This window comes from Methanoregula sp. PtaB.Bin085 (assembly GCF_002067035.1).
GTDB lineage: Archaea > Halobacteriota > Methanomicrobia > Methanomicrobiales > Methanospirillaceae > Methanoregula.
Genome location: NZ_MVQB01000019.1, coordinates 17361 through 31088 on the forward strand (window position 1 = coordinate 17361; position 13728 = coordinate 31088).

The following is a 13728-nucleotide window of genomic DNA, read 5'->3' on the forward strand; positions in this document are numbered from 1 at the left end:
TTCCTGTTCCCCGCACGGTTTTTCATTTTTCCCGTCCGCTTATGATGCGGTATTCAGCAGATCTCATCCCCTCAAAAATAATATTACCCTCCGCATTATACCGGATGGTATGAAACTCCTTATCCTCGTACTCTGTATCTGCCTGCTAACCGGCACCGTGACTGCAAAGGCTGCGGATGCCGTAGAACTCGGCATAACCCCCGCGGGGAGTGCCGTCCTGTCACCGGGTATCTACACGTTGGCCGGGTATACCGAATGCTCGGATGACTCCGCGCAGGTGGGGACACCGGCGGGCATGGGGGAACTCGATGTCGACAGCATTCCCGACGGCGCAACTGTGTACCTCGATGGTTCCCCTTGGACGTACAAGCACTGTATCGGCCATTTTCCGGACCAGATCTGCCTGAACCCGCCCGTCTACACGCCATACACGGGCTTCGTGGAGACCGGTACTCATTCCATCACCTTCTCGCGGGACGGTTACAAGAGCTACTCCGGGACGGTCAATATCTGTTCCCAGAAGGTATCGTATGTCCACAAGGATCTTGTCGCGCTCACCACAACCACGACAACGACCATGACAACGACAACAACGGCGGTTCCGACAACGACCGCAACGACCGCGGCGGCAACCACCACAGCCACGACGGCCACTACGGCTGCCGTGACTGCGACAACCGCGGCTGCCGGCACGACAGCAGCGGCCGGGACCACCGCGGCGGGCACCGGCTCCCTCTCTGTGGTAACAACGCCATCGGGTGCTGCCATCTACATTGACGGTATCCAGCGCGGTGTTTCGCCGGCAACGATCCCCGGCCTTGCCGCGGGGAGCCACACTGTCCTCTTAAAACGCGAAGGATACCAGGATCTCTCGACGCCTGTCTCCGTTGCTGCAGGAATCCGGAACGACTTCTCCACCGGCCTGACGCCGCTGGCCGCGGAAATCACCACAGCACCGCTCACGACGGCCACCACGCAGCGGACACCAACGACAAGGGCACAGTCCCCGGGATTCGGGGCAGCCTGCGGTCTTGCTGCGCTCGGGGTCCTGTTGTTCCTGCGGAAATAGCGGCACATGCTGGAAAAACCTCCTTTTTCCGGACGGGATCGGCCGGAACCTTGTGTAAAAAGAAGATCATAAAAGCAAGCATATGAAAATAACAAGCATGAGATCCCTGCTCATCCTGGTTGCTGCCCTGCTCATCCTTGCCGGGACGGCGGCAGCGTTCCAGAACATTACGGCAAACGACAGTATCTATTACAAGGAAGTCGGGGGTGCAACGTGCGCCGACCATGCCATCCCGGGCCTCAAGGGCCAGAGCCTCCTTGCGATCGTGGAGTTATCCGGTCACAGCGAGGTCACTATTGACGGAAAACAGGTACAGGCAGACGGGTCGGGGACCTACCAGGAACACCCGGTAAACTACTATGTAACCACACCGGGAACCCATCACATTGTCATCTCCCAGCCGGGCTATACCTATTATATCGCCTACCGGAGCGTCTGTGCCGGCAAGGTGACCTATGCGTACTATGACCAGGAAGCGCACCTCTTCCAGGGGACGACGCGCTCTCCTGTCCCGACAACCGTACCGGTGACTGCCACCAGTACCGTTACCGCGACACCATCCGGAGGTTCTCCGGAGTATGGCGCCCTGAAATCGGCTCTTGGAACGCAGTCGAACCCTGAAAACCTCGGATCGCTTGCGATCGCCACCGATCCGCCCGGTGCTGTCATCTATATCGACGGCATCAAGCAGGGGATCACCCCTGCCACCATCCCGGGGATCGCTCCCGGCAGCCACACGCTCCTTTTGAGGCTCGACGGTTATGATGACCTGTCCATCCCGGTCGTTGTTTCCGCGGGAAGAACACACACATACTCCTCCGCACTGCAGAAGAGCAGCGGAGCAGCAGCACCGGCACCGGTTGTCCCGACAACGAAGAGGAGCGGCGCCCCGGGAGCCGGGATCGTTGCTGCGGCATGCCTGATCGCCGCGGGCGTTGTTCTTTGCAGAAAATCCCCGTAATCCTTTTTCCAGTCCTTCGGAATCCATGATGCCGCCGGGAATAACTGTAATATTAAAATGGTTGGGGCAGTACAGCTGAGTATGAATCAAGGAACGATTCTTCTTGTTGCAATACTCTGTATAGCCGCGATTCCCGCAGGCACCCTTGCGGAAAACTACATGGGCGGTGAGATCGTTCTGGGCGGCGGAGCCCCGGGCGGCACTATCCGGATCACCGAAATTCCCACAACCGCTGTCAGGACAACCGCGGCCCCGGCAGCGGCAGCCACCGGCTCCGTCTCGATCCAGACATCCCCCGCCGGCGCGACCGTGTATATCGACGGTGTCCGGCAGGGGATCTCCCCCGCCGTGATTCCCGGCCTTTCGCCCGGGGCACACACGATCCTCCTGAAAAAGGATGGCTATTCGGACCTGTCCGTTACGGCTCCGGTGACCGGGGGGCAGACAAAGGAGCTGGTGCTGGTGATGACGAAACTCGCGGCCGCAGGAACGGCAACGCCCCCGACCCCGGCACCCCCCACGCGGAAGACGCCGGGATTCGAAATGATTTCCGGGATCACAGCGCTCGGTGCCGCGATCGTTGCCAGAAAGAAATTCCGGTAATCTTTTTCCTCACGGGTCCCCGTTTTTCCAAAGAGTGTCCGGTCTTCCATCCACAAACCCATTATACCCGCATTGGGTAACCGGTTGCAGATACGAGCATGAAGACAGGGAACATGGTCCGGCTGCTCCTGCTGTGCATTGTCCTGGCGGGAGGCCTCGCCGTGACGGCGGGGGCTGCAATCCTCAAAACCGACTGGAAGGAACGAGCTCCTGAAGAAGGGCCGTATCTCGGTATCATCACCCTCCCGGATGCATCGCTCATCTATGCCGGGGGCAGTTCTATCTACATCCGTTCGTGGGATTACACCATCCACTGGGGATACCGTCCTGCCCAGGCTGCAGCACTGAGCCTGGATGGTAATCGGGTTGTACTGGGCGAGGGAAACAAGGTGGCGGTCTATGACAAAAACGGCGTCGAGAACTGGACCCGCAACATGGATGGGTATGTGAAGGCCGTGGCGGTGTCGCCGGACGGATCATCTGTCATCGCAGCTGACGACAAAGGCAACTACATCTCATGGAACAGGTATGGCGACTATGTTGCCCGCACCATGAATGCAACGGCACATTCCCTGACGTATTCCCCCGTTTCGGACCTTATTGTTGCCACGACAGACAGCGGACTGCGTTTTTTCAACCGGAAACTGGAGGTTGAATGGTATGACAACAGGACCGAAAGCAGCGACCGGTTCGTCTGTATTGCCAATGACGGATCAACCATCATCACCGCCGGGAGCAGGGAGGCGGCATCGTACCGGAATGACGGGATGCTCACCTGGCGTTCTGAATTGACAAAAGAGCCGATCATCGATATGGACTGCTCGTCCGACTGCTCCGTCATCGTTCTCGGAGGGCAGGACAAAGAGGTGGTGGTTCTCGACAGAAAGGGCACTGTCCGCTGGAAGTTCAGGACCGGACAGTGGGTCAATGCAGTCAGCGTCTCCCGTGACGGATCGGTGATCGCTTCCGGAGGGATCGACCGGAATCTCACCGTCTTTGACCGGAGCGGCAGCATCCTTACCTGGAAGAAGACCGACGACATCATCCAGCCCCGCTCCGTTGCTGTCAGCAGCGACGGCAGGAAGATCGTGGTTGCCGACCAGCGCAACATCTACGGCTTTACCGTGCTCGGGGATTTTGCTGTCCCAGAAATCACGATAACCTCTGTACAGGACACGTTCACCGTGGTGCCGACAACGAATCCGGCACCGGTCCCGACCACGACCGTGACCACGGCAGCCATGACAACCGTTCCGGCAACTCCGTCACCAGCGGTTCCGGCCAGGCCGACAACGTATGCGGCGGCTGATCCCCTGCCCGTTCTTCTAGCGCTTGCGGCAGCCTGCCTGCTCATGCGCATGCAGCGCTGAAAAGAAGGGTCGGTCAGAACGGAATTCCCTGACCGTAAAGGAAAAGGGTGGGATTAGTTCTCCCTTTTGAACTCGCCGGTATAGATGAACGTAGCCAGCGCGACAATGCCCGAAAGCACAAAGATCAGGATCACGATAGTGATACCGCCGCTCTCGATCATCGGGTACGCGCTGAAGATCATCAGGCCGACAGTAAGGAATACCAGGATGGTATTCATGTAACGGAGTCCTTGTTCCATAGGTAGTAGTTTTTTGCCTTTTATTTAATAGTTTTGGGTAAACTGGGTAAACCACCCGTTTTTTTGGGAAAAACGGAAAAATCAGAAGAATTTAATCCGCGCTGCCCCGACCCGGAAGTACCCGAACGGCATGTGCACGCGGTCACCATACACCTGTTTCAGCAGGTTGATATACCGGTCGTCTTCCGCCATCATGTACTCGTGCCTGCCATCGGCCGACTCGATGGAGATTTTGAATTCATTGTATTCGAAGTCGCCGGAACCCGTGTCCTTCAGCTTGAGGTTGATGGCGGTGATCCGGGAATTTTCGATCGCAAAATTACCGGGGGTTTCTGCAAGTGCCATATCCGGAGGCATCGCTTCGTAGCGGGTTGCATACCCGAACTGGGCGGCCATCTGGTCTTTCATGATCCCGAAGAATCCTTTGCCTTCCGCTTTTGCCTTTGCCTGAGCCTCTGCTACTGCCGCCGTGATCATCGCAGAGGTCATCTGGACGAGGATCATGCGCCGGCTGGTGATGACAATGTTCCAGGTGTCCCACGATGCGCCGAGGAACTTCACCTTCCGCGTATTGGCGATGACACCGATGACTTCTTCGCCGCCCGGTGTTACCGGGACGCCGGGCCGAAAGGAAGGATCACCACCACCGGAGGGGGCAGAACCGACCGCTGCGCCGCAGCTGCCGCAGAATTTTGTCGTACCGGTGATGGGTGCACCGCAGCTGCCGCAGAATTTACCTGCCGGAGGTGCCGGGGGGGCAGGCGGGGCGGCGGGTTTTGCGGCAACAACGGGCGACCCGCAGATCCCGCAGAACTTCTCGGAGCCGGAGACGGGGCTGCCGCAGGAGGCGCAGGTATAGCCACCCTGTGCCGGGGCTGCTGCAGGTGCCGGCGGGGGTGCCTGGTAGGCCGGTGCCGGAGGCTGGTAGGGTGCCGGAGCGGGAACGGGCATGTCCGGGACTTTCACAAGGCACTTGCTGCAGAACTTATCGCCCGGTTTGATCGGGTTGCCGCACGCCTTGCATACAAGCCCGCCGGCAGGGGCAGCCGGGGGGGCGGCAACCGGTGCCGGAGGGGTGTACTGCGGAGGCGGCGGGGGCTGGTAGGCCGGTGCCGGAGGCTGGTAGGGTGCCGGAGCGGGAACGGGCATCTCCGGGACTTTCACAAGGCACTTGCTGCAGAACTTGTCGCCCGGTTTGATCGGGTTGCCGCACGCTTTGCAGACAAGCCCGGCCGGAGCGGCGAACGGGGCTGCATACTGCTGGGCGGGGGGCTGGTACGCCGGTGCCGGCGGCGGGGGCTGGTAGACCGGCGGGGGTGGCGGGGGAGCCTGGTACACCGGTGACGGCGCCACGGCCGGGGCGGAAACTGCAGCATTCCCTGCCTTTGCTCCGCAGACCCCGCAGAACTTCTCATCGGGTGCGAGAGATGCGCCACAGGATCGGCAGACAGGCCCGGCAACAGGCGGCGACGCAGCAGGAGCTGCTGCAGGGGCTGATGCAGGAGCTGATGCAGCAACGGGCGGTTCTTCGGCAAGCGACGCCCCGCAGGATCGGCAGAATTTCTGCGTGGCGCCTACACTTTTACCGCATTCGGGGCAGAACGGCATAGGATAATCACGTAAGAGTCATTGTACCCGCTCTCTTAAGAGGATTGCTTTTGTCAGGGGGAATGTTCAGATTCGCATGTTCCGGGCAGCTGCGGCAGGAGCATACTGCCGGACAAACGCAAGCACCCGGGGATAGTTCTCTTCCGTGCAGTAGAGGACGACCGGGCTGATCAGCCACGGTGAACGGAAGACAATGGATCGCAGGGAGGGATAGACCGAGATAAAACGGACATCGTTCCATTCAAGGGTATTGTATTCCTGCGATATGGCGATGAGCCCGGCACCCGTGCCCCCCATGGATCCCATGAGTGCCGCACCGGCCGTTGCCGCCCGGTCAATGCCTGCGGTCATCCTGCCGGCCCTGTGGCTGACTCCATCGGGCCCGATGCAGAATGTTGTCAGGAGTCCTCCGCCGGTCACGATATGGAGGATGGCAGTCACGAACAGAAAGACCAGCGCCATGAAAGCGCCCACTACAACAAACATCAGGAGCATATCGTCTGCCCCGGTTATGAGACGGAAGACTGACCCGAGAATTATCCCGAGGAGAAGGGGGATACCGATACACTGAGCAACGAGATACGGGTTGGTTATCAGCGGAATCTTCCGTTCCCAGATCAGGAACTCCCGATCGCCGCTGCCTGGTTCAGCCGCACCGGCGTGATCGGATCCGGCCGGGGCGGGGAGCATCGCCCCGCAGGAGGTACAGAACGTGCTGGTATCCGGCACTGCCATCCCGCACGCTTCACACACGATCATGCCGGGAATTTAGTCCTCAACCGTGCTCTTTGCACGCTTGACCCGTTCCTTGGTGGTGAATCCGGTGACCACGTCAAGGTAAGTCCGGAACCGCTTGTTGGTATCGATGATCACATCATCGGAAGTGCCGGTATCGGACTCCGTGTCGATGATGACCGACTTGCTGCCGGCACCGATGATCACATCGAGACGCTTGAGTGCCCCGTACCTGATCCGGTACCCCTTGTCGGTCTTTTCCGGCTCTTTTCCGAAACAGACCTTCAGCTGCGCAACGGCCCGTTCCTCAAGATCTTTTGTCAGCCCTCGCTTGATGGGGTATTCTTGCATAATACTTTTTTACTCGTGGGTGTATGTTAATCTAATGACGGCAGAACAATCAACCGATCTCAGGATCTTTTCAAAACCCCTGCCGCTCAACGGGGCGGTCCTCATGGGTTTTCCGGGGAGCGGGCTTGTCGGGACCATCGCACTCCAGTACATGGTGGACCAGATGGAGTTCGAGCAGGTCGGATCGATGACCTCGAAGTTCTTCCCCCCGCTCGCCATGATGAACCGTGGCATCATCAACGACCCGGTCCGCCTCTATTCCAAGAACAACGATAAATTCAATATTACTGCCATCGTCGCGGACATACCGATCTCCCCGATGATCTGCTACGAGATCTCCAACGGCATCCTCGACTGGTTGATACCGTATAAGCCCAAAGAGGTCCTCACGATTGCCGGGATCGTCACGAACGAACCGGAGAAACGGGTCTTCGGCGTTGCAACGTCGACCGGTGCCCTCGCCCGGATTCAGGACCACACGATCATGCTCCCGATCGGCAGCATCTCCGGTATCGCCTCGAGTATCCTGACAGAATGCAAGGTCAGGGGGATCAACGGCTACGGCCTGCTGGGCGAGACCGTGAACGCCCCCGATCCCCGGGCATCTGCCGCAACCATCGAGGTCCTCAACAAGCTTTACGATCTCGGGCTCGATACCCAGCCCCTGATCGAGCAGGCGGTCGAGATCGAGCAGAGCATGGGAAAACTCGCTGAAGAAGTCCAGCAGCAGGCAGAGCAGACACCGAAAAAAGACCTGCCGATGTACGGGTGATTCCTGATGCGCTGTGCTGCACTCACCGGCATTGCCCCCGAAGTGATCAAGGATATCAAGGCGGGACGGCCCCGCACGATCGAGCTCCAGAGCACGCACAACATCATCACCATCAACTCGGTCGAACCGGGCCCCGATACCCACATCTTCCTGACCTCCATCGATCTCGACGACCTGGGTCCGGGCGATGCGGGGATCTGCGTGTACGTGCTCTCGACAAGCATCACGATGAAACGGCTCGTGGAATATTCGCAGGGTGGCAGGTATTATGAGGAGCGCGAGCGGATGTCCGCCCGCGTGCAGGTGAAGTACTGTGCATCCTCCGTCATCAAGGGCGTGTACCACGAAGGACTGACCAGTCCCGTTGAGGTGGAAGTGCTCAAGTCCTCCTGCTACCATGCAGGGTAAATTTTTCGGTTCTGTAAAAATCCATTCCTTCAATGCACACTGGGAATTAACGGGTGAGACCCCCTCTCCCCCAAAGAGGGAGGCAGCCCATGGGTGCAGGCCCCCCTGACCCCCGTTGTCGATCATGGAGGAGATGCCCGGATACGGTAACGCTTCACGGGACGGGGGTCGAAAGACCCCGGGCGCCCGTGGTTCCATCCCAACAAAAATCCATACGTCGGCAGGTTTTCTCCAGAGCCATTTTTTCTTTTCTCATCCCGTCAGACAAAGCCGGCGATACCTGCGGGAACCAGAGGAGAGAGCGGGATGTGTTACCGGCGCCGAATCACGACAAACGCCATAGCCGCAGCAACTGCCCAGAGGATTGTGGCAGGACCCACGGGGGATTCTTCCACAGGGGTTTCCACGGTCCCCAGCGGCGTGAGTTTCAGGGTAATCCTTGTCTTGGTCGGAGTCTTGCCCGGAATCGCGGATCCGTTTGCCGATGAGGTACTATTCGGGGGGAGCGGTATGAGTGCCCCTGAGGAGAAATAAACCCGCTGGTTCCTCACAATCGTGACGGTCGAGGAGTAATCCTCGTATCCCTCCAGTTTCACCAGCACATCGTGCGTCCCGTCCTTGTTTGTCCTGAATATGAACGGGCTTTTGCCGATCTCATCGCCATCAAGGTAAATCGTTGCACCGGTGGGATTCGTCTCGAAGAAGACGCTGTTTTCCCCGTCGCCTGAGTCTTCAGGTGTTGTTTCAGTCACCGTCTTTGTCCCGGTGACTGTGGTCGTGGTGGTCGGTTTTGAACTGGTGGAATCGTATATCTGGAATATTCCTTCTCCGACAGCCCAGTTATCGGATGATATGTCAGTGGGAACAAGGGCGGAGACATCATACTGGCCGACTTTTTTGCCGTTGAGGTTAAATGAGGCGACAATCTTCGTCGGGCCGGCAGATTTTATTGTTCCGGTGAACGGGGGTTCACTGGACCCACCGGTCTTGAGCTTGCATTTATTCAGCCTCACCATGGTAGCACCGGTCAGCTCTGTTCCGGTGATCGTCAGCGTGAACGTGCCGTCGTTCGGCGCAGTGCTCGGGGAGACACCGGTGATCCTCGGGAGAGCGGCAGCCGGGGGTATTGCAGCAAGGACAAACAGGAACACAATCATGAGGCAGATACAGAGGGAGAATCGTTTCATGCTGGAACATCTTCACCGGAGATTTGGATGAAGAAATTTGGTGTCGTTGTTTCATATACCTTCTCAATGAGGCTATTCTCATTCAACGGGTCGTACTGACGAGAATGATGGTGTCCTCTACCTGCGGGCCGGGGACATCAGGTACCAGCAGGGTTCATTCTCCTGTATCCGTTCTGGTTCGTTCACGGTACGAGAGGGACGGATATGCATTCATCCTGCGTGTATTTGGCAGGTGATAATTACCCCCGGACAGGTTCTGAATGCCGGAAAAAAGGTACTTCTCTTCCCGCGACTGGATCAGCGTTTCCGGAGAGTAATGAGGGCAAGGCAGACTGCACCGACGATAAACGCGGGCTCGACCGGCGACTCCTCTGTCGCTGCCGGGGTCTCGGCCCACGTTGTCGGCATCGGGGCCTTCGTTTTTTGTGAGGCCGGGGCTGCGGTCGTGGATTTTACCGGTGGCGTTGTCGCGTACGTGTATGTCCGGATGGTCGTGGATACTGGCGTTGCCGTTGTTGCCGGGGCAGCGTACAGGGTGGCATCCACCTCCGTCTCCTTATCTTCCTCGACTTTTACCGTTTTTGACCAGTCCTGGTACCCGCTCTTTTTCAGTACAATCTTGTAGGACCCGATTGTCAGGTCGTCGATGGTCTTCGGTGTCGTGCCGTTTGCGACATCATCAAGATAAATTGTGGCGCCGGTGGGTTTTGAGTCGATTTCAATGCTGCCGACTTTGTTGGTCGTGATCTTAAAGAGGTTTTTCTTGCACTCGATACCTCCGAAAGAATCCTTTATACAGACATAATAAGTGTCCACATCCGCATCACTGTTGAGATAGAACTTCCCTTTGATGCTGGTCGCCGACTGGACTGCGACATTATCGGCCGTGATATTGTCCGATTCGCCATTGTAGAGGTAAATTTCGTACACCATGCTGGTGATGAAATCCTTCCCCGTTATTGTGAAACTGAAATCATCGCCGGCCCTGGCGGTTGCCGGGCTGATTGAGGTGATGGTCACATCGCTGTCAGACTCTTTGATGATCGTGAATCCGCTGCTCTTCGTGGCGGTTTTGCCATCGGCATTGGTAACTATCACGTTCCACGATCCATCATCTGCTCCGGAAAGGGGGAAGGAACAGGTAAGGGATGTCGCGCTGTTCCGGGTGCAGGTACCCGTGATGTTGGCCCTGTTCGATCTCGTGAGGTTGACCGTTACCCCGGCGGACGAAAAATAGGTTCCTGCAATCGCGACACCCGAGATTGTGCCGGTGTTCAGACCCACCGCTGGTGAAATGCTGGTGATGGTGGGCGGGTTTGCTGATTCCGTTGCCGTTGCCGAAAAGATCACCGAATGCGAACCGGATGTTGCCGTCAGGGTATTTGATCCGGTCACCGTGCCTAATGTCCAGCCCCCGACTGTAGCGATACCATCGCTGCCGGTTGTCTGCGAGCCCCCGGATACCGAGGCGCTGGCCGGCATTGCCGAGAATATGACCGACGCGCCGCTCACCGGGTTATTAAAAGCATCCATCACCTTAACACTCGGCGGGGTGGTGACCGCCGTACCGATCGTAGCCGACTGCCCGTCCCCGGCATTCTTCACGATCTGCGTGACAGGTCCTGCTGTGCCGGTTGCAGAGAAGACAAAGGACGTGGTTCCGTTTGCAGCCGAAGCAGTGAGCGTGTTCGATCCGGCTGTTGTGCCCAGCTTCCAGCTGCCGACAGTGGCAACTCCATCCGAATCAGTAGTATCGCTCCCCCCGGTTACCGAACCCCCGCCGGTGGTGACGGTAAAAGTGACCTCGATACCTTCTATCGGGACATTTGCCGCATCTCTGACAATGACACTCGGCGGAGTGGTTACAGCAGTGTCCACCGTTGCCGACTGGCTGTTTCCCGCGTTCAGCACGATCGAATTCGCTGCCGAGACCGGGACTGCGAGCATAGCAATAAGGATAAAAAATCCTGCAAGGTTAGTGAAATCTCGTTCTTTCATGGAGTACACCTGATAATCCTTTCCCGTTTCCAGAAATGATAAGAAAAATGGCACCGCGCTCTATGATATATTTTTTGATTTTTATTTCATTTTCACGGCAGCGTCATCTGCCCGTGTAAAAAAAAAGGATGACCGGCTGGTTGCCAATCAGCGTTTCCTGAGTGCAATGAGCGCAAGGCAGACCGCACCGATGATCACCCAGGGTTCAATTGGCGAAGCTGCTGTGGTGGTGGGAACTTCCGCATAGGTTGTCGGGATCTTCATGGTCGACTTGATCGTTGTCCTCGCGGTCGTGGGCGTAGCTGTCGGGTAAGGGGTCGATTGCGTCTGCGTCGGTGTGGCTGTCGGGGCAGCATACAGGGTCGCGTCGATCGTTGTTGTCTCATCCTCCTGAACGTTTACGGTTTTTGACCAGTCCTGGTATCCGGCCTTTTTCAGGATGACCTTATAGGTTCCGACAAGGATATCGATATCCCGGGGAGTGGTCCCGTTGGCAACATTGTCGATATAGATAGCTGCGCCGGAGGGGTTTGAGTCAATCTCGAGCGTCCCTTCCGCGTTGGTTATGACCTCAAATGCCTTTTTCTTGCACTCAACTGAACCGAAATCGTCTATGATACATATATCGTAATCACCTTCTTCGTCGACATCACCGAGATCGAAAGTACCAGTAATCTTGGTTGATGAGTCAACTTTAAAATCATCGGCCGAAATATTTGTATCAAAATCATCGATTGAAAGGAAAACATCATCGATATAATCCTTATTAAAATTCTTCCCAGCGATGGTAAAATCGACATCGGTTTCCATTCGACCGGACGTAGGAGTGATAGATGTGATAGACATTTCCTCAGATACGGCAAATGCGTTGGTTTTTAAAATTTCTGTTTTATCCCAACCCTTGACGACTATTAGATTCCAATATCCAAGATCTGCATTCGATGGTATTTTTACTTTACAGACGATTTTATTAGTTGGAGATATATAATCCCAAGTTGTCGGAGAATTACAGTTGAAATCGTCACTACCTTTTTCAAACCTGACGGATCCACTTGTGTTAGTGAAGTTGGCACCGGTGATGGTAACAGTATAACTATTACCTGCTTGACCCGAGGAGGGGGAGATTCCAGATATCGCATCGCCTCCAACTGCAGTCACTGGTAACACCAGAAATAACAGAAGGATCCAACAAATGATAATCCTCAAACCATTCATGCCAATGCATCTCATTTTCTTTGGATAACTGAATTTGGTTCCGACGCCTGATATATGTTATGAAATTTATTCATTTTCCGGGCAGTTCCCGTCCTGCAGACGATTTCGCCGCGGGATAACCAGATTTCTCCGGCAGTGATTTCCCGGACCGCGATACCAGGCATTACATCCCGGTAGGGCCGGGCTGTTTTTAAATCACGCCATGACTGCGAAAAAAACGGAAGTCTGATCCTGAACCTGTATTATCACGAATCCGCAAGGTTATTCAGCGCCGGAGAACAACAAGCGTCATCAGGTGATCTCCCGATGACAGCTGATACAGGATCCTCTCCCGGACTTCCGGTCTTTGTCGCCACACTCTGCCTTGCCATCGTCGTGATAACCGCTGCAGTTTCCCTGGCGGGAAGCGCAGGAGGGGGGGCGCCTGTATCCTCTGCCGCGCAGTGCCCCTGTATGGCCGCGACGCTCTCAGTACCAGCAGTTGCACCTGTTGTTCCGGCACCCAATCCGATCGTGGAAGCTCAGGCAGTATCCGGACCCGTTATACCGGAACATCTTGCTTCCGCCGATCTGGAACTCACGCAGCCACCTGCCGCAGATCTTGTACCGTACACTGCCCGGAACTTCTCCCAGGCCGCCACGGCCGCGATCGCGTGGTGGATGTCCCCCGGGTTCATGGACAATACTTCGGAGTTCCGCCGGTACGAGAGGAGCACGGCTGAACAGAAGGCAGCGTATCCCGAAGAGCACCGGATCTTCTTTGAGTTCATCCAGGACAGGCTTGACGAGGCGGAAGGGCTATCCGTCCTGACAAGCGATGTTGTCCTGTTCCGGGGGATCGGCCCGGGCCTTGCCGCAGCCGTGCTCGACAATGCGGAGTACCGCGAGCCGGCGTTTGCCTCCACAAGCTACGACATCACCCTGTCGCTCGACGACTTCACTTCCCGGAGCCCGGACGGGTACCGGAACATTATCGTGCTGGAGAGGCAGGCCGGTGATAATGCCCTCTACATCAACGAAGACGAGCGGGAATTTCTGCTCCCGCGGAAGACCAGCTGGCATGTTATCAAATCCGTGAATGTTGAAAACCTCACCGTGAAGGCGGATTTTTTGCTCCATAACCGGACAACACAGACAACCTCTTTTGACCATGTCCGGCTCATCTATGTGAAGGATGTGAATTAACAGTGAAGACCGACAGGGGACCGGAGG

General features: G+C 56.7%; 14 protein-coding genes and 1 pseudogene. 7 read left to right on the plus strand and 8 right to left on the minus strand.

All coding sequences use genetic code 11. The features are described from left to right. Window positions 1-109: 109 nt before the first annotated feature. From A4E33_RS03670 to A4E33_RS03685, 4 genes are all read left to right on the plus strand, one after another. On the plus strand, window positions 110-1069 hold the full coding sequence (locus tag A4E33_RS03670; protein WP_292346333.1) for a PEGA domain-containing protein: 960 nt from the start codon (window positions 110-112) through the stop codon (window positions 1067-1069). A gap of 97 nt (window positions 1070-1166) precedes the next feature. Further along, window positions 1167-2030 (plus strand): PEGA domain-containing protein, encoded by an 864-nt coding sequence (locus A4E33_RS03675; protein ID WP_292346334.1) that lies wholly within the window; start codon window positions 1167-1169, stop codon window positions 2028-2030. 81 nt (window positions 2031-2111) lie between these two features. Then, entirely contained in the window at window positions 2112-2633 is a 522-nt protein-coding gene (locus A4E33_RS03680; RefSeq protein ID WP_292346335.1) for a PEGA domain-containing protein, read from the plus strand. A gap of 98 nt (window positions 2634-2731) precedes the next feature. After that, entirely contained in the window at window positions 2732-4003 is a 1272-nt protein-coding gene (locus tag A4E33_RS03685) for a WD40 repeat domain-containing protein (RefSeq protein WP_292346336.1), read from the plus strand. Window positions 4004-4056: 53 nt separating this feature from the next. Here the strand turns inward: A4E33_RS03685 and A4E33_RS03690 are convergent, their stop codons facing one another. The 4 genes from A4E33_RS03690 to A4E33_RS03705 form a co-directional block, all read right to left on the minus strand. Continuing rightward, entirely contained in the window at window positions 4057-4242 is a 186-nt protein-coding gene (locus tag A4E33_RS03690; RefSeq protein WP_292346337.1) for a hypothetical protein, read from the minus strand. Between the two features lie 81 nt (window positions 4243-4323). After that, window positions 4324-5850: a zinc ribbon domain-containing protein gene (locus tag A4E33_RS03695; RefSeq protein ID WP_292346338.1), complete on the minus strand. Its 1527-nt coding sequence runs from the start codon at window positions 5848-5850 to the stop codon at window positions 4324-4326. Window positions 5851-5916: 66 nt separating this feature from the next. Then, window positions 5917-6609, minus strand: a complete 693-nt coding sequence (locus tag A4E33_RS03700) for a zinc ribbon domain-containing protein (protein WP_292346339.1) — start codon at window positions 6607-6609, stop codon at window positions 5917-5919. A 9-nt stretch (window positions 6610-6618) separates the two neighbouring features. Beyond that, complete coding sequence (locus A4E33_RS03705; RefSeq protein ID WP_292346340.1) at window positions 6619-6936, minus strand: DUF5611 family protein; 318 nt, start codon at window positions 6934-6936, stop codon at window positions 6619-6621. Between the two features lie 34 nt (window positions 6937-6970). Between A4E33_RS03705 and A4E33_RS03710 the strand changes: the two genes are divergently transcribed. Together A4E33_RS03710 and A4E33_RS03715 are read left to right on the plus strand one after the other, a co-directional pair. Next, entirely contained in the window at window positions 6971-7708 is a 738-nt protein-coding gene (locus A4E33_RS03710) for a proteasome assembly chaperone family protein (RefSeq protein WP_292346341.1), read from the plus strand. A gap of 6 nt (window positions 7709-7714) precedes the next feature. Beyond that, window positions 7715-8116, plus strand: coding sequence for a DUF473 domain-containing protein (locus A4E33_RS03715; protein ID WP_292346342.1), 402 nt, complete (start codon window positions 7715-7717; stop codon window positions 8114-8116). Between the two features lie 311 nt (window positions 8117-8427). Here A4E33_RS03715 and A4E33_RS03720 read toward each other — a convergent pair whose 3' ends face one another. From A4E33_RS03720 to A4E33_RS14700, 4 genes and pseudogenes are all read right to left on the minus strand, one after another. After that, complete coding sequence (locus A4E33_RS03720) at window positions 8428-9303, minus strand: PEGA domain-containing protein (protein WP_292346343.1); 876 nt, start codon at window positions 9301-9303, stop codon at window positions 8428-8430. A gap of 297 nt (window positions 9304-9600) precedes the next feature. After that, window positions 9601-11301: a PEGA domain-containing protein gene (locus tag A4E33_RS03725; RefSeq protein WP_292346344.1), complete on the minus strand. Its 1701-nt coding sequence runs from the start codon at window positions 11299-11301 to the stop codon at window positions 9601-9603. Window positions 11302-11448: 147 nt separating this feature from the next. After that, complete coding sequence (locus A4E33_RS03730; protein WP_292346345.1) at window positions 11449-12111, minus strand: PEGA domain-containing protein; 663 nt, start codon at window positions 12109-12111, stop codon at window positions 11449-11451. 156 nt (window positions 12112-12267) lie between these two features. Then, a pseudogene (locus A4E33_RS14700) lies at window positions 12268-12531 on the minus strand (IPT/TIG domain-containing protein); the annotation flags it as partial. A gap of 291 nt (window positions 12532-12822) precedes the next feature. Between A4E33_RS14700 and A4E33_RS03735 the strand changes: the two are divergent. After that, window positions 12823-13701: a hypothetical protein gene (locus A4E33_RS03735; RefSeq protein ID WP_292346346.1), complete on the plus strand. Its 879-nt coding sequence runs from the start codon at window positions 12823-12825 to the stop codon at window positions 13699-13701. Window positions 13702-13728 lie beyond the last annotated feature (27 nt).